Source organism: Fodinicola feengrottensis, from assembly GCF_010993775.1.
In the GTDB taxonomy this organism is placed as follows: Bacteria; Actinomycetota; Actinomycetes; order Mycobacteriales; family HKI-0501; genus Fodinicola; species Fodinicola feengrottensis.
The window spans coordinates 31,194-48,337 of the sequence record NZ_WOTO01000010.1; the positions used below are offsets into that span (position 1 = coordinate 31,194).

Sequence of the window (17,144 nt, forward strand, 5' to 3'; positions counted from 1 at the left end):
TGTTTTTTTCGACAAGCCGGACGCTCCTTTCGCCGACTCGCGACTCTCCTTTCGAGTCGGCAACCTGGATCAGCGCAAGGGCAGGCTCGTCCACCCGATCCCGCACAGCCGGGTGGACAACCCGCACGCCGACATCACGATGATCAAGGTGCAGCCGATGAATGTCCCGGTGGCCAAGCTCGCCACCACGTCGGTCCACATTGGACAGATCGTGCGCCAGTACGGCTGGGGCGCCACTTGCACCAGCGACGAGAACGCGTGCCAGTCGAACGTACTGCGGCAATCGGTCCTGCTGCGAGTGGTGTCTCCTCACGACCCACGCTGTGTGGGGCTGGTGGGACCGGGTGGCACCGACTTCTGCGCGCAGAAGGTCTGGGGCATTCCCGCCGGCGGCGACTCCGGCGGACCGGTCATGACCGGTGCGGCAGCGGGGACGCAGGTGCTGGTCGGCGTCCTAGACGGCTCCGACCGCGACAGCACCGCCAACGCCGGGCAGATTTTCGCCCAACTGCAGTGGATCCACGCGGTCTTGCGCAAATGACGAATTAGTGACACTCCCGATCTCGATGTCATAGCTGTGGCATCGTGAGGCACCACGGGAGAGGGCGGCATGATCGACTGGCTCAACCATGTGCTGTTCGTGCTCGGCGACGACCAGGTGTCGGTGGCTGAGCTGCTGGGATTCGTGACTGGCGGGGCCTGCGTCGTACTGACGGTCGTCGCCCACGTGGCGAACTTCCCGGTGGGCATTGCCAACAGCGCGTTCTTCCTGGTCCTGTTCGTGTCTGCGCAGTTCTACGCGGACGCGGGCCTGCAGGTGGTCTACATCGTGCTCGGCTTCATCGGCTGGTGGCAGTGGGTACGAGGCGGCCCGCAGCGGTCGGCGCTGGAGGCAGGGCGGGCGAGCCCGCTGACGCTGGCCGGTTGCCTGGTGTTCGTGCTGGTCGGTACGGCGAGCCTGACGGTCCTGTTGACGGCGGTGCACGACGCGGCGCCGTTCTGGGACGCGCTGACCACCGCGATCTCGCTGGCCGCGCAGTATCTGCTGAACGCGAAGAAGATCCAGAACTGGTTTTTCTGGATCGCCGCCGACATCATTTACGTGCCGTTCTACCTGGCCAAACAACTGGAACTAACGGCGATTGTGTACGTGCTGTTCCTCGGCTTGTGTGTGCTCGGCCTGCGGCAATGGCGGCGAAGCCTGGCCACCGCATGACGTACGAACACGGCCTGGTGGTAGGCAAGTTCTACCCGCCGCATACCGGCCACCATCACCTCGTACGGACAGCCGCGGCCCGTTGCCGGCGGCTGACGGTGTTGGTGGAGGCGGCCAGCGTGGAGTCGATCCCGCTGGCGGACCGGGTGGCCTGGATGCGCGCGGTGCACCCGGACGTGGAGGTCGTTGGCACCCGTTGTGACGTGCCGGTGGACATGGCGGACGAACCGATCTGGGCCGCGCAGGTCGCAGTGATGCGCGCGGCGCTCGGGAACGCACCGGTAGACGCCGTGTTCTCCTCGGAGAAGTACGGCGACGAGCTGGCCCATCGGTTCGGCGCGGAGCATGTTGTCGTCGATCCGGACCGCCTGCACGTACCCGTGTCCGCGACCGCAATCCGGGCGGACCTCGCCGGCCAGTGGGACTTCCTGGACCCGGTGGTACGCGCCGGGGGCTCGCGGCTCGGCTGGTGTTCGTCGGCGCCGAGTCGACTGGCACCACCACGGTGTCCCGGCTGGTCGCGGAGGCGTTCCGCGACCGGGGGGGGGGGTGGCGGCGGACCGGCTGGGTGCGGAGTACGGCCGCGACTACACGTACGAGAAGTGGCGGGGCCGAGGGCGGCGAGCTGGATCAGCTGGTCTGGGACCAAAAAGACTTCGACCTGATCGCCGTGGAACAACGCCGACGTGAGGAAGAGGCCGCAGCGGCTGGCTCGCCGCTGCTGGTCTGCGACACGGACGCGTTCGCGACGGCGGTGTGGGAGCGCCGGTATCTCGGGTCGTGGCGACCGCGACGGGGACTCGGGGATTTCTACCTGCTCACAGACCACGTCGGCGTGCCCTGGCTGAACGACGGCCTACGCGAAGGCGACCTCGCGGTCAGGGCCGAGATGACGGCGTGGTTCACCACCGCGCTCCAAGAGGCAGGCCATGCCTGGGCGCTGCTCACCGGCAGTCTGGAGCAGCGCGTACAGCTGGCCATCAAAATCGCCGAGCAGACCCTGCGGCAGCGATCCACCTTCGCGAAACCGCTGGGATAGCGCGGCCGATTGGGGCGTCCTTTCCCGCAGGTTGGATCCAAGGTGACATGGCTTCTCGGTGGTCGCGTTCTATAAGAATGCCGTTACGTCCTAATTGAAGGAGCGGCATCAATGACGACCATTGACCAGCGAGTGGTGCGTACCGCGTACCAGCAGTCGATCGCCGACTACTGGAACAAGGAAAAAGACCCCGTCAACCTGCGGCTCGGCGATGTCGACGGTCTCTACCATCACCACTACGGCATTGGTGCGTACGATCCCGCGGTGCTCGACGCTGCCGCCGCGGTTCGCGACGACGCGATCGTCCAGGAGATGCACCGCCTCGAGACCGCGCAGGCCGACGTTCTGCTCGACCATCTCGGTGCGATCGGTCCCGGTGACCGGTTGCTGGACGCCGGATGCGGCCGAGGCGGCACCAGCATCATGGCCAACCAGCGCTTCGGCTGCCAGGTGGACGGGGTGTCGATCTCGGAGCAGCAGGTCGGGTTCGCGAACGGGCAGGCGAAAAAAAAAAAAACGCGGAGTTGCGGGATCAGGTCAAGTATCACCTTCGCAACATGCTGGACACCGGTTTCGAGACAGGATCGTTCAGGGGTGCCTGGAACAACGAGAGCACCATGTACGTCGACCTGTACGACCTGTTCGCCGAACACGCCCGCCAACTCGCGCCCGGCGGCCGCTATGTCACCATCACCGGCTGCTACAACGATGTCACCGGCGGCCGGTCGCGGGCGGTGAGCCAGATCGATCAGCACTACATCTGCAACATCCATCCCCGCAGCGAATACTTCAAGGCCCTGGCCGCCAACGGGTTCGTCCCCATCGCCGTTGTCGACCTGACGGCAGCGACGATCCCGTACTGGGAGTTGCGAGAGCAGTCCGCGGTCGCCACCGGCATCGAGAAGCCGTTTCTCACCGCGTACCGCGAAGGCAGCTTCCACTACCTGCTCATCGCCGCCGACCGGATCTGACCACAGGAGGAGTCAACGGTGATGGACACCGCTGCCGCGTTGCGTACCGGACCGACCGGCCTCGGTCGGTACGTCAGCGGCCCGCATGACGGCGCGGTTCGCGTCCGCTGGGGGACCCGATCGGGGGTACGCGGAAATCCCCTGGGGCGACGGGTCGGCGTCACCGCTCTACTGCCCAGTGGTCGAGCGGGTCAACGAGCCACTCGCCGAGGAGGTCGACCGCCGCCTGGTTGTCTGGGCGCAGGAGTGCGGATTCACCGGCGAGGGACTCGACCAGATCCGCGAGGCCGGCTTCGGGCGGCTCGCGATGCTCACCCACGCCGACGCCGACGATCCCGATCTGCTCCTGATCGCGGCGCAGTTGAACGCGGCCTGGTGGGCCGCCGACGACTACTACGCCGACGACAGCGAACTCGGTGCCACGCCAACGAAAACCCCGCCACGGCTCGCGCTGGTCATGGCGGCGATGGACCCGGTCGCGCCCGCTGGCGAATTCTCCAGTCAGCTCGACGAGGCCCTTCGGGGCGATCCCATTCTGGTGGCGCTGCACTCCAGCGTCGGCCACACCTGGCCCGCCACGGCACACCCGTACAAGTCCAGCGAGTGTGCTACGCGACCTTCTCGATGTTCGTCACCTGGAGCGCCTACGCGGCGTGGCGGCACACCGGTGCCTACCCACCGGCGTGGGAATACCTCGCCGCGCGCCAGCACGACAGCTTCTACACCTCGATGACCTTGGTGGACCCCGTCGGCGGATACGAGCTGCCGGCGGGCCTGTATTACGACCCTCGCGTTCGACAGGCCCTCATGCAGGCAGGCACCGCGTCCGTACTCGTGAACGACCTCCATTCGGTGGCCAAGGACGCCGCCGACGAGAAGCCGGTCTGCAACATGGTCCTGCAGGTCGCGGCCGACCGGAACTGCTCCATCCAGGAGTCAACCGAGATCACCGTCGATCTTCACAACAATCTCGTACGCGACTTCGAGGCAGGTCACCGAAAACTCCGAACCGTGCCCTCACCCGAACTGCACCGTTTCCTGAACGGAGTCAAGGCATGGATGGGCGGTGGCCTCGAATGGCACGCCACCAACCCCCGCTACGAAAGCTAACCGCCGGACTCGCTTGCCGGGGGTGGGTTTGAGAACACCCGTAGGCGTTGTTGGTCATGGGACAAATCCCATGACCAACAACGAAAGGTCGGGTCAGGGAGCGTCGTAATAGCTCGTGTAGGCCTGCACGTTGCCGGGCTGGACCAGTACGCCGGTCAAGTAGGAGTCGTTCGCGGCGGTGGCGGCCGTCAAAACCAGGCTGGCCACGTCACTGCAGGGCGTACTTGGCGAAAACTGTGAGTGGTTGTGCCAAAGTTGCAAAGAGAAAGTGCAGTTGGCCGGAGCCGAGGAAAAAACACGGCGTAGGCACGAACCTGCCCGCCCTGGAAGGACAGACACGGGGTGACAGTGCCGCCACCCTGCAGGTTTGTCGTATTTTCACAATGGGTGACAGGTGCGCTTGGAGCAGCGATGGCCGGAGCCGCGAAGCCCACGGTCAGCGCACCAGCGGCGGCCACGGTCAAGGCTAGCCGGCGGGCTATCGAAGTCGTCATTTTTTGGCCTTTCTGCAGAGGGATCTCGGACCGCCAGGTGGTCTCACCACCGGACGGTTGGTCGCTGCTCCCCGATATCCCTTCGTCATTCTTGGGGCGGATTCACGACATCGACAGACACGACACAAGTGTGGCCAAGGTTCACTTATGTCCCCATGCGGTCGCGAATGCCGGCCCCCGCATTGCCGCGCCACCCCAGCACTGTCGCTCTCGTGCGCAGGTCAACTGGTGGGCACGTACCACCGCTGCTGTACGGCGCTGTTGCAGTCCCACAGTTGGACCGGAGTTCCGTTGCCGTAATAGTTGATGTTGGCATCGAGGCACCGTCCGAATCGGTAGTTGACAAGGCCGAAATTGGCGCTGTTGTTCCAGGTCTGCTGAGCGGTGCCGTTGCAGTCCCACAGCTGAACCCGCGTCCCGTTACCGCCGTGGGTCGCGTCCGCGTCCAGGCAGCGATTGAATTTCGCGTTGACGATGGTGTTTCCGTTGACGTACCACCGCTGCTGGACGCTGCCGTTGCACGCCCACAGCTGCACGGTCGTACCGTTGCCACCTTGAGTGGCATTCGCGTCGAGGCAGCCATAATAGCCACTGTTTATCTGTTTCGCGGCCGCCGCGGTCGCCGGCGACGCGAACCCCGCGGACATCGCCGCGAAGACGGCAACTGACAGCAGGATGGCAGCAGTTCTAGTGACTCGTACTCCGCGCATGAGACCTCTCCAAAAGTGGGAAATGCGAAGCCAACTCGCGTCTTGACGACACGCTTTTTTTTTGTTTAGCAGACTTCGATTGTTCGGAATCGGGCGACAGCACGCCGAACAACAATTTCCCACCATACGAAGGCCCAGTTTCACTGGTTCTATCACATAATGTCACCCTCTGCGGTGCTCAAGCGCGTATTAATGCGCCTCTTGCCGAGGCTGCATAGGCAGCCGGAATACCAGCACGAAGGCGGCTGCGCGGTACGAGGCAGGCCCACGCGGTGATCTGCAGTGCGTGTGTCGGGACGTGGCGGTCGAAAGCGGAAAAGAAGATGGTGCCAAGGACGGCGACTCCGAGCGAGGACGACAACTGTTGGACGGCTTCCATGACACCGGAGGCCGAACCGACTTCGGCCATGGTCACGCTGGTCAGGATGAACCGGAAGAGCTGCCCGACGCAGGCGCCAACGCCCACGCCGATGAACAGGAGCGCGGGGACAAGGTCCCAGCCCGAGGACGTACGGGCACCGGTCAGCGTCAGGGCGAGTACGGTCGAGCCGCCGCCGATGAACAGGATGCCGGCGTGCAGCAGGTGACGGCCGAACCGCTTGACGAGGGCGAGCGAGGCGACCATGCCCAGCACCATGCCGATGACCATCGGCGTGAGCGCCAGACCCGCGTGCACCGGTGACCAGCCTTCGCCGAGTTGCCCGTACAACGAAATGCAGAGCAGAAGCCCGCTGAACGCCCCGAACGAACAGGGCCAGCGTCACGGCGATGCCGCCGAGGAAAGTGCGGTTGGTGAGCAGGCTTGGTTCGATCAGCGGGCTGTGCTTGCGGCGCCGTTCCCAGAGCAGGAAGACCAGCAGCAGGACCACCCCGGCGGCGAGCAGACCGAAGCACCAGGCGGGCCAACCGGCGGCTTGGCCCTGGATCAGCGGATAGATGATCGCGACCAACCCCAGCCCCACCAGGCCAACGCCGCCGAAGTCGAGCTTGACGCCCGGATGGCTGGCGCCCCGCGGCAACGAGCGGATGGCCAACGGCAGCATTAGTACGCCAATCGGCACATTGATGAGGAACACCAGTCGCCACCCGGTGCCCCATAGGTTGGCGTCCACGAGCGCGCCGGCGAGCAGCGGAGCGATCAGCATGGCCACTCCGGTGACGGGACCGAACGGCCCGGTCGCCTTGTCGAACTCGTCGTCGTCGAAGACCTCCTTCAGCAGGCCGAAGCCCTGCGGGATCATGAGAGCGCGCGCCGAAGGCTCCTTGCAGCGCCCGAAAAACGATGAGCGCGCCGATGCTCGGCGCGAAGGCGCACGCGGCTGAGAAGAGGGTGAAACCGGCCGAGCCGACCAGGAACAGCCGACGCCGGCCGAGGATGTCGCCGAGCCGCGCGCCGGCGATCAACAGGACGGCGAAGGCGAGCGTGTAGCCGGCGCTCAGCCACTGGATCGTGGCCGCGCCGCCGCCGAGATCACGGTGGATGGCTGGCGCCGCGACGTTGACGATCGTGGCGTCGAGTACGTCGATGGTGCTCGCGGCCAGCACAACGACCGCCACGACCCAGCGCAGCCGGTAGCGCTGCCGGGCGGTGGAACTGCTGATGGGGACGGTCTCCATGAGGTCCTCCTGAGCTTGGACCAGGTACAGTGTTTGTTACGAACACCGTACGCCCCGAACGGCGTTCGTAACAAACACTGTTCGTTAAGACACTTTCTCTCGCCGGGAGGTCGCCACCGATGAGCCCCCACCAGCCGCCAGCGTTCGACGCGGGACCGCCCCGCGAAGGCACCGCTCAGCGAGGACGCGGTCATTGACGCGGCGCTGGCCATCCTGAAATCCGACGGGCTGGCGGCGGTCTCGATGCGGCGGGTCGCGACCGCTCTCGACACTGGAGCCGGCTCGCTTTACGTCTACGTCTCCGGCCGCGATGCCCTGCTGCAGGCGATGCAGGATCGCGTCATCGCCACCATCGAGCTTGAAACGCCGAACTCGTCACGTTGGCGTACGCAGCTGCATTCACTGCTTGGCCGCATGCGCCACGCGCTGCTCGCGCATCCCGGAATCGCCGCGGCGGCGATGGGCAGCCCCCCTCGTACCGAAGCTTCGCTTCGCCTCCTGGAGAACCTGCTGGGAATCCTGCTCGCGGGCGACATCGAGCCGCAACGCGCGGTCTGGGCCACCGATGTCCTCGCCGCCCTGGTCAGCCATGCCGCGGTGGAAGACGACCTCCGGCGCGGCGCTGGTCAGGAATGGGTCGGCGAGCTCCGCCAGACGTTCGCCGACCTGCCGTCCGACCGGTTCCCGCTCATCTCCACGCATGCCGCACAGCTCACCGCGGGCAACAGCGACGAGCGGTTTCGGTTCGCGGTCGACGTTGTCGTCGACGGCTTGCTCGCCGGCGCGAACCCCGCCTGAATAGACCCTGTCGCGGCACCATTCTCACCACATTGCTTAGGGTTGAACGCGAACGCGCACGCACAGGGTGCGGCGCGAAAAACTGTCGTACCCCCCCAAAAAAATCCCCCCCACCCAGTGACGGGTGGGGGGCGGGTTCGAGGACCGATGTTCAACTAAAAATTAAGGTCCACCTCTCGACCCACCCCCCGCCCGTTCAAAGGGAGGGGGAAAGAAAAACAGACACCTACGACAATTTCGCGCCGCACCCACCTTTGGTACGCGACATTTTCGGGCTCCGGGATGTCTCAACACGGCCTGACAGGGAGGGCAACCCTACCCGCCCCGGAGGTGCATCCCAGAGTGTTGCCGTGGACGAGAGCATGACCGCCGTTTCCGGGTCAGGTCGGATCGTTGAGATCGCGCAAAAATCGGGATGACTTCCCCGCTTGGTCGGGATAGCCACGGTGCCGGTAGAACTCGTGTGCGGCTTGGCGACGGTCCGCGCTGGTGACCTCCATGCGTACGCATCCATGACTTGTCGCGAACGTTTCCGCCACTGCGACAAGCGCAGTGCCCACACCCTGGCCGCGGGCTTGATCGGAGACGACCAGAGCCACGATCCGCCCCCAGGAACCGGCGCGCTCGAAGAACGGGCAGATGTGGACGGCGACCAGACCGAGAAGATCACCGTCCGCCTCGGCCACGTACACCGCGCTCGCGGGATCGTCATCCCAGGCCTGGATGCGAGTCGCTGTCGTCGTGGTGTCGTCCTGGGGATGGTCCAGCTGGCGAAGCAGTTCGTTGACGGCCGCGGCGTCGTCGGGGGTGCGCCAGCCGTATCCGGATGCCTTTCCCTGTCAACGCTTCGCCAGCTCCCTCGGTCGACTCAAGTCGGTGACAGGAAAATCGAAATAGGTGTCTGGATAGGGTTCGTTTTTCAGAGTGTAGTGCCACCACTCGCACTCGTACGAGCTGAACCCACTGACTTCCATGACAGCGCGAAGGTGGTGGCGGTTCTGCGCTTCGACCTGCGTGATTCCTTTCGCTCCATGGTGCGAAACGGAGTCCATCAGATCATGGTCACCGCCCATCAAAGCGAGCCCACCGGTAGCCAGGTGGTAGAAAGTCAGGTCGACGGTGCTGCCTCGGCTGTGGCCCGACTTGGCGGCCACATATCCCTCTTCGAACATCTCGGCTCTGTCAATATTCGGATAGTGCCTGAGTTTCGTCCGGCCATCCTCGGGCTGTTGCGACCAGCGAACAAAACAGTCGACGGCGCGTTGCGGCCGGTAGCCATCCCAGAGAAGCAAGCCAAACCCCAGGGATGCGGCCGCTTCTCGGGCTCTTTCCAGAGCTGCGCGCACAGCGCCCTCGTACCAACGATTCGGTTCACCACATATCCGTCTACCGGCTTGCCGGTAAAATTGTCCCAGGTGGCGTATTTGGTGTCCCAACGTATTCCGGGTACGTATTCATCCACGAAGACGAAATCGTCTTTCATTGGGCTTTTCCGGTCAAGGTCAACGACACCAGCATGTCGATCACCTCGGCAAGGGAGTATCCAGCGGCCGCCATCATCCGCGGATAGCGGCTGTAGGAGGTCAGGCCGGGGAGGGTGTTGACCTCGTTGAGCACCACCTTTCCGTCCTCCTTCAGGAACACGTCCACTCGCGCCAGCCCACCGCATCCCAAGGCGCGATAGATGGCCTTCGCCGTCTCGTGTACGAGCGAGCGCGACTCCGCCGAGATGTCCGCCGGACAGATGAAAGACGAGTTTTCCGAACCGGTTTCCGGGTGGCTTTCCTGGTGAATCTTGAAGAACCCATGAGACAGGGCGACCCGGTCCGACTCGCCCACGATCAGATCAGGTCCTGGTCGTTCCCCAGGATGGAGCAGCCGATCTCGCTGCCGACGACGGCTTCTTCGATCAGCACCTTCGAGTCGTACTCCCTCGCGGCCTCCACCGCGCTCAGCAGTTCTTCTTCGCCGGACACCTTGGTGACGCCGAAGGATGAACCCGAACGGGCCGGCTTCACGAAGACCGGATAGGTGAGCTGGTCGGGATCGATGTCCTGGTCCGCCGTGACAATCCAGAACTTCGGAGTGGCGATGCCCGCGCCTGCGACGACTGTATAGGCAAGGGCTTTGTCCATGCACAGAGCCGAACTCTGGACATCGCAGCCCACATAGGGGAGGCCGGAGAGCTCGAACAAGCCCTGGATCGCACCGTCCTCGCCAAGCTTGCCGTGCAGCACCGGAAACACGACGTCCAGACTGATGGTTTCGCATTTCGCCTGGTCAATGACCAGCAATCCGCGGGGTGCTGCGATCTGGTGACAGCACGGCACGGCGGCCGTTATTTTCCCAGCCCTCGTCAGGACCGTCACACAGCTTCCAGACGCCGCTTTCGGTGATGCCAATCCAGAAAGGGTCATACTTGTCGGTATCGAGGCTCCTCGCGACCTCTCGCGCGGACTTGAGGGAGATGGGGTGCTCTTCACAGGCGCCCCCGAAAAAATGATGCCGATCTTCGTCTTGTTCATGCGGTATTTTCGCTTTCAAATCTCAGACAGTTGATAATGGAGTTTTCGACGGTGTCGCCCAGAGCGTGGTCCGTGTAGTACGCGGTGTGCGGACTGATGATCACATTCGGCAGTTCCTGAAGCCGCAGCAACAACTTGCTTTCGATGGGCCTGTCTCTACGGTCCGCGTAGAATATTCCTTCCTCTCCTTCGAGAACATCCAACGCGGCACCACCCAGTCGACCGCATTCCAATGCCGAGACGAGAGCCTCGGTGTCCAGCAGCGGACCGCGCCCGGTGTTGACGAGGTACGCGCCACGGCTCATCTGTTCGATACGCTTGACAGTCCAAGAGGTGGTACGTGTCCGCGTTAAGCGGCGTATGTAGCGTGATGATGTCGCTGTGACCGAGCAATTCGTCGAGGGGGACGTAGTCGACGGAAGTCGCGGGAAACGTGTCATAGGCCAATATCCGACAGCCAAAGCCCCGCAGCCGGTCAATCACCGCGGCACCAATGCGTCCTGTTCCCACCACTCCGACGGTCAGGTCGCGCAGCTCTTTCCCGCGTACGTCATCCAGTCGGTAGTCATGAACGTCCGCACGCCGGACCATGGACTTTGCGTTTCGTACACACATCAGCATGAGCATCAGCGTGTAGTCGGCCACACTGTCGGGCGAATAGGTGACGTTTTCGACGGAAATGCCAACGCTCCGGGCGTACTTCACATCGATATGGTTGTATCCGATACTTCTGGTGGACATATACCGGACGCCGGCTCGGCTGAGCGCGAGCAGCGTGGCGTTCGTGATGTGAGTTTTGTGGCCCACGCTGACGCATCGTTTTCCGGACGCCAGGTGAATGTTCCCCTCAGAGGCCGGTGTTTCGGTCATGGTGGGCATAACGCCGAAGCGAGGCGCCAGCTCTCGGAACAAGATGGCTTCGTCCCGCTCGCATCCATAGATCGTGACGGGGACGGCATGGGGGCGACGGTCTGACAGCGGGATCACTTCTGGTTCCCCGATCGGCGGCGCAAAGCGGTTTGAATCAAGGTGTCCAGCAGTTCCGGGTAGTCCAGGCCGGCCGCCTGCCACATTCGCGGGTACGGCGACGCGGAGGTAAAGCGCGGAAAGGTGTTTACCTCGTTGACGACGACTTCGCCGTCCGCGTCGACGAAGCAGGTGACGCGAAGCAGCCCCGTGCAGTCCAACGCGGCGAATGCCTGCCGGGCCACCCGGTCCAGCCGTACGAGAGTCTGCTGATCCACGCTGGCCGGAACTTCGAGAGCGGTGGAATCCAGCGGCGGGCTCACGTGCACGGCCCCGTCGGGCGTCTCGAGTACGCCGATGCCGATCTTTCGTCCTCGGACCGCCGTTTCGACCAGGACCTTCGGGTCGATCCGCCGGGCCGCCGCGATGGCCGCGGCCAGGTCATCCCAACTGTCCACTGTGGACACATGAAGACTGGACCCGGCGCGCGCGGGTTTAACGAACACCGGCAAACCAAGGCGTTCTTTTTCCGCGGTGGTCAGGTCACTGCGGCCCGCTCGCAACACGACTCCGTCCGGCACGGTCAGCCCGGCGGCGGCGAGGAGCTTCCTGGCGTACTCCCGGTCCATTCCGGCCGCGCTGGCCAAGGTGCCGTTTCCGACGTACGGGAGGCGGGCCAGCTCCAGCAACGACTGAATGGTGCCGTCCTGGCCATGGCAGCCGTGCAGGGCCGGGAGCACGATGTCGACGTCCCGCAACCGCTCCAAGGTGCCCCAGATGCTGCGCAGTCGATCCGCCTCGGGGAGCCGCCCGCGGCTGGGGAAGTCCGGGCCGCTGATCCGCCAGCGGCCAGCAACGCTGATCTTGACCGCGACGACGTCGTATCGACGGCTGTCGAGGTGGGTGACGATGCTGGCGGCGGACTCGCATGACACGTCGTGGTCACCGCTTGGTCCGCCGTACACAACGGCGATCCGCGTTCTGGTTTCATTCACTGGCGAACCGCGATCGACTGCGCGCTGGGGGCGTCGAGGTCAGCGGTGACATGTCGATCACGCTAGGGCGGCTTTGTACCAGGACTGTGACAGTTCGTCGACAGGTCAGCACGTCTGCGATAACCCTGGCTTAATGTAGTTATGGTCGCGTCGAACCGGTGCTGGCCACTGTCTGGTAAGGAGTCGTCACCGTTTCTCGTCTGCTGCTCGTCGAGGACGACGCCGTGCTGGCCGAGACACTGTCCCGCGCACTGCGTGGATTCGGCCACGAGGTGGTGGTGACTCCCAGCGGTGAGCAGGCCCTGGAGTCACTGTTCGAGCGGCGGGAACCAGCCGAGGTGGTCTTGCTCGACGTGATGCTGCCCGGGATAGACGGATTCGAGGGTCTGCCGCCGCATCAGGGCGGCCGACGCGCTCCCGGTCATCCTGCTCACCGCTCGAGGTGACGCGATGGACGTGGACGTCGTGGTGGGGCTGGAGTGCGGGGCCGACGACTATGTCGTCAAGCCGGTCGAACCGCGGGTGCTCGACGCGCGGGTGAAGACGATCCTGCGGCGTACGACACCGGCACAGCGGACCACCCGCAGGATCGGCGACCTGGAGATCGACAGTACGGCGTTGGTGGTGACCAAGGGCGGGACCGAGCTGGTCCTCACCGCGACCGAACTTCGCCTGCTGGTGGAGTTCGCCGACCACACCGGGCAGGTGCTGAGCCGGCAGACGCTGCTGCAACGGGTGTGGGACTACGGATACACCGGCGACACCCGGCTGGTCGATGCCGCGGTGTCCCGCCTGCGCGCGAAAATCGAGCCGGATCCCGGCAACCCCACCGTGCTGCGTACCGTACGCGGGCTCGGCTATCGCCTGGTCACACCATGACGTGGCGACTGGGGCTGCGGGCCAGCATCGCGCTCACAGTCGTGCTGGTCACCACCCTCGCGGCGGCCGTGATGGCACTGGTGACCTACCAGTTGCAGACCGGGCCCACCAGGGACCGGTACATCGGGGCCGCCACGGTGAACTTCCTTTACGACGCCCGGCAGCTGAGCGAGCAAGTCAACGCGGCCACTGTTGCCACCAAGATCGACGTCAACAAGTTCCGCGACTACAAGCTCACCCGGCCGGGAATCATCTGGGCGGTGCTCACCGCCAAGGTCGACAGCAGCCCCGGCGGCTCCATAAGCCGCGATGCCGCCCCCGGCGACGAGAAGTTCGTCGTCACAGCAGGTAACAGCAGCTTGCTGGTCAGCCAGCTCTCCTTGCCCGAGGCGGACATGGTGCAATCCGCGGTGAGCCTCGCGCGGCGAAGTCCGCAGCCGGTGACCCGTATCGTCAACACCAAGCTCGGCCCGAAGCTGATCATCGTCGGCCAACTCGGCCCGGGTCTGCTGTTCGCCGAGGCGTTCGACACCCATCAACTGGACAGCGAGCTGTCCACCCTGCGGCTGCAGCTCGATGGCATCGCGGCCGGGGCGGCCCTGCTCGGCGTCCTCATCGGAGTGGTGGCCGCGGGGCGCATCCAGCGACGCGTACGCACCGCGGCCGTGGCGGCCAGAAAGCTCGGCGACGGCGCGCTGGACACCCGCCTGCCGGTGCGCGGACGGGACGAACTCGCCGACCTCGCCAGCTCGTTCAACGCGATGGCCCAACGACTGAGCGAATCCATCCAACAGCTGCAGGTGAACGACCAGCGCCAGCGGCGTTTCATCGCCGATGTGGCGCACGACCTGCGCACCCCGCTGGCTTCGATGATCGCGGCGGCGGCCAGCCTGAACGCCAAGGACACTGACGACCGGGTACGTTCGGCGGAGCTGGTCAGCAGTCAGGTCCAGCGGCTGAGCTCGCTCGTCGAGGACCTGCTGGAGATGTCCCGGTTCGACGCCGGGTGGCCGAGCTGCGGCCGGAGTCCGTCGACCTGGAACCCCCTCGCGGCCGACGCCGTCGCGCTGAGCGCGCCGGAAGCCGGGATCCAGGTGGCCGTCACCGGGGACGCCACTATCGTCGGCGATCCGCGCCGGTTGCACACGATCGTACGGAACCTGGTGACCAACGCCGACCGCCACGGCGCGCGACCGATCACCGTCACCATCGACGGCAGCGCGGTCGACCTGGTACGCGTCGCGGTCGCCGATTCCGGACCGGGGCTGCCCGCCGACCTCGCCCCGTTCGTGTTCGACCGGTTCGCCCGCGGCGACCGCGCCCGCCAGAAGACCGAGGGAAGCGGCCTGGGGTTGGCGATCGCGTACGAGAACGCCGCCCTGCACGGCGGCCGGCTGGAGGTCGCGAACTCCGCGGGCGCGGTCTTCACCCTCACCGTGCCGCGCGGCACCGCGGCGGACTCCGGTCCCGTACCAGAAAACCCACCGACGAGTTGACCTCGACAAAGGCGCGGTTTCGGCGGTGAAACCAAGATAGCGAGGAGTTTCACTCCCCGCCATTATTAACATATATCGCATGGGGGGGCTTGCCACAAGACCCCCATCGTGCTGCAGAATCTGCGAGCCCGATGCCACCACCTGCGGAAACAGATCCGCGGGATTGGCGAAACGCAGTCTGTAGTGAATGGATGGCTCATTGTTTGACGTAATCGTGGCCGGTGGTGGACCGACCGGCATGATGCTCGCCAGCGAATTGCGGCTGCACGACGTACCCGTGCTGGTGCTGGAGAAGGAGACCGAGCCGACCAAGGTTATTCGTGCGTTGGGCATGCACGTACGCAGCGCCGAGATCATGGATCAGCGCGGCCTACTGGAGCGGTTCATCGAGAACGGCGGCAAAAAACATCAGATCGGCGGCTATTTCGCCGGAATCAACAAGCCGTGGCCCGAGCGGATGGACACCGCGCATTCGTACGTCTTCGGGCTCGCGCAGAGCGTCATCGATCGCCTGCTGTCCGAGCACGCCGTCGAGCTCGGCGCCGAGGTTCGGCGCGGCACTGAACTGGTCGGGTTCAGCCAGGACAAGCAGGGAGTAACCGTCGAACTGACCGACGGCACGCAGCTGCGTACGCGCTATCTCGTGGGCTGCGATGGCGGTCGCAGTACGGTGCGAAAACTGCTCGGCGTCGACTTCCCCGGCGAGCCGGCGAGCATGGAGTGGCTGCTGGGTGAGATGCAGCTGACCGCGCCGCAGGACGAGGTGGCCACGATGGTGGCCGAAGTCCGCAAAACCCAGCACTGGTACGGCGTCTGGCCGATCGGGGATGGGTCGTACCGCGTCATCGTGCCAGCCGAGACGGTGGCCGAGGACCGGACTGTGCCGCCATCTCTCGACGAAATCAAACGGCAGCTGAATGTGTTTGGTGGCAGCGATTTCGGGGTGCACTCGCCGCGCTGGCTGTCGCGCTTTGGCGACCACCCGGCTGGCTGACCGCTATCGGGTCGATCGGGTGCTGCTGGCCGGCGACGCGGCCCACGTCCACCCGCCGATCGGTGGTCAGGGCCTCAACCTCGGTGTCCAGGACGCGTTCAACCTGGGGTGGAAACTGGCCGCGCAGATCAGGGGCTGGGCTCCGGAGGGGCTGCTGGACAGCTACTACGACGAACGGCACCCGGTCGCGGCGGCGTACTGGACAACGTACGAGCGCAGGCCGAGCTGATGTCCTTCAAGCCTGGTCCGCAGGCCCTGCGCCGGCTGATGACAGAGCTGATGGACTTCGACGAGGTGAACCGGCTGCTGATCGAGCGGGTCACCGCGATCAGTGTTCGCTATGACTTCGGCGATGGCCATCCGCTGCTGGGCCGGCGGCTGAAGGACATCGCTTTGAAGCGGGGCCGGCTGTACGAGCTGATGCACGCCGGCCGCGGACTGCTGATCGACCAGACCGGCCGACTGTCGGTGACGGGCTGGACGGATCGAGTCGCCCACGTCGTCGACGTGAGCGAGGAACTGGACGCCCCGGCCGTACTGCTGCGCCCGGACGGCCACGTGGCCTGGGCCGGCGAGGATCAGGCCGATCTCGTCAGCCACTTGTCCCAGTGGTTCGGCATGGCCAGCTAGGTCCTGTCTGGTTATTCCGGTGGGATGAGAGTCGAGATCCAGGAGTCGGCTGGCGGCACCGCGGGAAAGCCTTCATAGCAGCGCTATGGGGGCTTTTCCGCGGTGCCGCCAGGCGGCTCCTGGGCTCGGCTATCGCCCGCCGCAATAACCAGACAGGACCTCGTCCAAAAGCTTCCCGATCGAACCACTATCTGGCAAGATTTGGTGGGAGGTAACAAAAAAATGACATTTGTCAGACGAACGGTCGTCGCCTTGACGGCCGGCATCGGTCTCGCGGTCGCCATGCTGCCAGGCGCAGCCACCGCCGCTCCGGCGTTCCTGTGCAACGACGGCAGCAACACGTGCGTCAACCACGGCTTCGTGTTCCAGACACCGGGGCAGGGCGTGGCCTCACCAAGTGGACGTACGGTCCTGCAGCTGAGCAAGTTCCCGATGGGCTACAACGGGCTGCAGCTTTTTCACTGGAGCGACCCGGAATGGACGTCGAACAACAACGACGGCCAGTACGCGGTGTGGCAGCACGACGGCAACCTGGTCGTCTACGCGGCCGGCGGCGCGGCGATGTGGGCGACGAACACCAAAGGCGCGTGCTCGGCGGTGTATGACGGATGCCAACTCGCGATCCAAAATGACGGCAACGTGGTGATCTACAACCAGAACAGCCGCCCGGTCTGGGCCAGCAACACCGCTTTCTAACGCGCGGG

At 64.9% G+C, this 17,144-nt stretch carries 17 protein-coding genes and 6 pseudogenes; 13 read left to right on the forward strand and 10 right to left on the reverse strand.

The annotated features are described in order from the left end of the window. Window positions 1-64 precede the first annotated feature (64 nt). Both GNX96_RS11465 and pnuC read left to right on the forward strand, forming a co-directional pair. Entirely contained in the window at window positions 65-541 is a 477-nt protein-coding gene (locus GNX96_RS11465; RefSeq protein ID WP_279580103.1) for a trypsin-like serine protease, read from the forward strand. Between the two features lie 69 nt (window positions 542-610). Continuing rightward, a complete protein-coding gene (gene pnuC / locus GNX96_RS11470; RefSeq protein ID WP_163568083.1) occupies window positions 611-1,216 on the forward strand; it encodes a nicotinamide riboside transporter PnuC in 606 nt (201 codons plus the stop codon). Window positions 1,217-1,271: 55 nt separating this feature from the next. On the opposite strand, the gene GNX96_RS50855 is transcribed toward pnuC, so the two are convergent. After that, window positions 1,272-1,433 carry a hypothetical protein gene (locus GNX96_RS50855; protein ID WP_279580032.1) on the reverse strand — a complete coding sequence of 54 codons (162 nt, stop codon included), beginning with the start codon at window positions 1,431-1,433 and terminating at the stop codon, window positions 1,272-1,274. 288 nt (window positions 1,434-1,721) lie between these two features. Here GNX96_RS50855 and GNX96_RS50860 point away from each other — a divergent pair, with 288 nt between their 5' ends. Next, the gene (locus GNX96_RS50860; RefSeq protein WP_279580104.1) at window positions 1,722-2,255 is read left to right on the forward strand and encodes an AAA family ATPase; all 534 of its coding nucleotides are present in this window, start codon (window positions 1,722-1,724) and stop codon (window positions 2,253-2,255) included. A gap of 108 nt (window positions 2,256-2,363) precedes the next feature. Here GNX96_RS50860 and GNX96_RS50865 read toward each other — a convergent pair whose 3' ends face one another. Beyond that, a complete protein-coding gene (locus GNX96_RS50865; RefSeq protein WP_279580118.1) occupies window positions 2,364-2,612 on the reverse strand; it encodes a hypothetical protein in 249 nt (82 codons plus the stop codon). Here GNX96_RS50865 and GNX96_RS50870 point away from each other — a divergent pair. The 3 genes and pseudogenes from GNX96_RS50870 to GNX96_RS11485 all read left to right on the forward strand — a co-directional run. Further along, window positions 2,568-2,711 (forward strand): annotated as a pseudogene (locus GNX96_RS50870) (SAM-dependent methyltransferase); the annotation flags it as partial. The gene GNX96_RS50865 and the pseudogene GNX96_RS50870 sit on opposite strands and share 45 nt — an antisense overlap. Window positions 2,712-2,779: 68 nt before the next feature. Then, window positions 2,780-3,226 (forward strand): class I SAM-dependent methyltransferase, encoded by a 447-nt coding sequence (locus GNX96_RS50875; protein WP_279580033.1) that lies wholly within the window; start codon window positions 2,780-2,782, stop codon window positions 3,224-3,226. Between the two features lie 21 nt (window positions 3,227-3,247). Beyond that, window positions 3,248-4,336, forward strand: coding sequence for a terpene synthase family protein (locus GNX96_RS11485; RefSeq protein WP_279580105.1), 1,089 nt, complete (start codon window positions 3,248-3,250; stop codon window positions 4,334-4,336). A 715-nt stretch (window positions 4,337-5,051) separates the two neighbouring features. Here the strand turns inward: GNX96_RS11485 and GNX96_RS11490 are convergent. Both GNX96_RS11490 and GNX96_RS11495 read right to left on the reverse strand, forming a co-directional pair. Then, on the reverse strand, window positions 5,052-5,540 hold the full coding sequence (locus tag GNX96_RS11490) for an RICIN domain-containing protein (RefSeq protein ID WP_163568084.1): 489 nt from the start codon (window positions 5,538-5,540) through the stop codon (window positions 5,052-5,054). A gap of 178 nt (window positions 5,541-5,718) precedes the next feature. Next, entirely contained in the window at window positions 5,719-6,249 is a 531-nt protein-coding gene (locus GNX96_RS11495; RefSeq protein WP_390623974.1) for an MFS transporter, read from the reverse strand. Here GNX96_RS11495 and GNX96_RS50880 point away from each other — a divergent pair. After that, window positions 6,194-6,586, forward strand: a complete 393-nt coding sequence (locus GNX96_RS50880) for a hypothetical protein (protein ID WP_279580035.1) — start codon at window positions 6,194-6,196, stop codon at window positions 6,584-6,586. The two genes, GNX96_RS11495 and GNX96_RS50880, sit on opposite strands and share 56 nt — an antisense overlap. A 262-nt stretch (window positions 6,587-6,848) precedes the next feature. Here the strand turns inward: GNX96_RS50880 and GNX96_RS63155 are convergent. After that, window positions 6,849-7,046: pseudogene (locus GNX96_RS63155) on the reverse strand (MFS transporter); the annotation flags it as partial. A gap of 315 nt (window positions 7,047-7,361) precedes the next feature. On the opposite strand from GNX96_RS63155, the gene GNX96_RS11505 reads away from it, so the two are divergent. Continuing rightward, window positions 7,362-7,955, forward strand: a complete 594-nt coding sequence (locus GNX96_RS11505; RefSeq protein ID WP_279580106.1) for a TetR/AcrR family transcriptional regulator — start codon at window positions 7,362-7,364, stop codon at window positions 7,953-7,955. A 380-nt stretch (window positions 7,956-8,335) separates the two neighbouring features. On the opposite strand, the gene GNX96_RS11510 is transcribed toward GNX96_RS11505, so the two are convergent. The 5 genes and pseudogenes from GNX96_RS11510 to GNX96_RS11530 form a co-directional block, all read right to left on the reverse strand. Beyond that, window positions 8,336-8,734 (reverse strand): GNAT family N-acetyltransferase, encoded by a 399-nt coding sequence (locus GNX96_RS11510; RefSeq protein WP_163568166.1) that lies wholly within the window; start codon window positions 8,732-8,734, stop codon window positions 8,336-8,338. A 60-nt stretch (window positions 8,735-8,794) separates the two neighbouring features. Then, a pseudogene (gene vanX / locus GNX96_RS11515) lies at window positions 8,795-9,438 on the reverse strand (D-Ala-D-Ala dipeptidase VanX). After that, window positions 9,435-10,480: pseudogene (gene vanA / locus GNX96_RS11520) on the reverse strand (D-alanine--(R)-lactate ligase). The pseudogenes vanX and vanA overlap by 4 nt, the downstream one beginning before the upstream one ends. Further along, window positions 10,477-11,458, reverse strand: a pseudogene (gene vanH / locus GNX96_RS11525) (D-lactate dehydrogenase VanH). The pseudogenes vanA and vanH overlap by 4 nt, the downstream one beginning before the upstream one ends. Before the next feature lie 5 nt (window positions 11,459-11,463). Further along, window positions 11,464-12,441 (reverse strand): D-alanine--D-alanine ligase family protein, encoded by a 978-nt coding sequence (locus GNX96_RS11530; protein ID WP_163568088.1) that lies wholly within the window; start codon window positions 12,439-12,441, stop codon window positions 11,464-11,466. A gap of 224 nt (window positions 12,442-12,665) precedes the next feature. Between GNX96_RS11530 and GNX96_RS61010 the strand changes: the two genes are divergently transcribed. From GNX96_RS61010 to GNX96_RS11550, 5 genes and pseudogenes are all read left to right on the forward strand, one after another. Beyond that, complete coding sequence (locus GNX96_RS61010; protein WP_313885634.1) at window positions 12,666-12,887, forward strand: response regulator; 222 nt, start codon at window positions 12,666-12,668, stop codon at window positions 12,885-12,887. Continuing rightward, window positions 12,868-13,320: a winged helix-turn-helix domain-containing protein gene (locus tag GNX96_RS61015; RefSeq protein WP_390623980.1), complete on the forward strand. Its 453-nt coding sequence runs from the start codon at window positions 12,868-12,870 to the stop codon at window positions 13,318-13,320. Before GNX96_RS61010 ends, GNX96_RS61015 begins: the two co-directional genes overlap by 20 nt. Next, the gene (locus tag GNX96_RS11540; RefSeq protein ID WP_163568089.1) at window positions 13,317-14,816 is read left to right on the forward strand and encodes a sensor histidine kinase; all 1,500 of its coding nucleotides are present in this window, start codon (window positions 13,317-13,319) and stop codon (window positions 14,814-14,816) included. The genes GNX96_RS61015 and GNX96_RS11540 overlap by 4 nt, the downstream gene beginning before the upstream one ends. Window positions 14,817-15,015: 199 nt before the next feature. Then, window positions 15,016-16,440 (forward strand): annotated as a pseudogene (gene rox / locus GNX96_RS11545) (rifampin monooxygenase). A 252-nt stretch (window positions 16,441-16,692) separates the two neighbouring features. Then, entirely contained in the window at window positions 16,693-17,136 is a 444-nt protein-coding gene (locus GNX96_RS11550) for a hypothetical protein (RefSeq protein ID WP_279580036.1), read from the forward strand. The last annotated feature ends 8 nt before the right edge of the window (window positions 17,137-17,144 follow it).

Bases quoted from the DNA above. Each gene is read 5' to 3' on its own strand.
- GNX96_RS11490 (WP_163568084.1), bottom strand. From the start codon at position 5,540: ATGCGCGGAGTACGAGTCACTAGAACTGCTGCCATCCTGCTGTCAGTT.
- GNX96_RS11540 (WP_163568089.1), top strand. From the start codon at position 13,317: ATGACGTGGCGACTGGGGCTGCGGGCCAGCATCGCGCTCACAGTCGTG.
- GNX96_RS50865 (WP_279580118.1), bottom strand. From the start codon at position 2,612: ATGGTCGAGCAGAACGTCGGCCTGCGCGGTCTCGAGGCGGTGCATCTC.
- pnuC (WP_163568083.1), top strand. From the start codon at position 611: ATGATCGACTGGCTCAACCATGTGCTGTTCGTGCTCGGCGACGACCAG.
- GNX96_RS50855 (WP_279580032.1), bottom strand. From the start codon at position 1,433: ATGTCCACCGGCACGTCACAACGGGTGCCAACGACCTCCACGTCCGGG.
- GNX96_RS11485 (WP_279580105.1), top strand. From the start codon at position 3,248: ATGGACACCGCTGCCGCGTTGCGTACCGGACCGACCGGCCTCGGTCGG.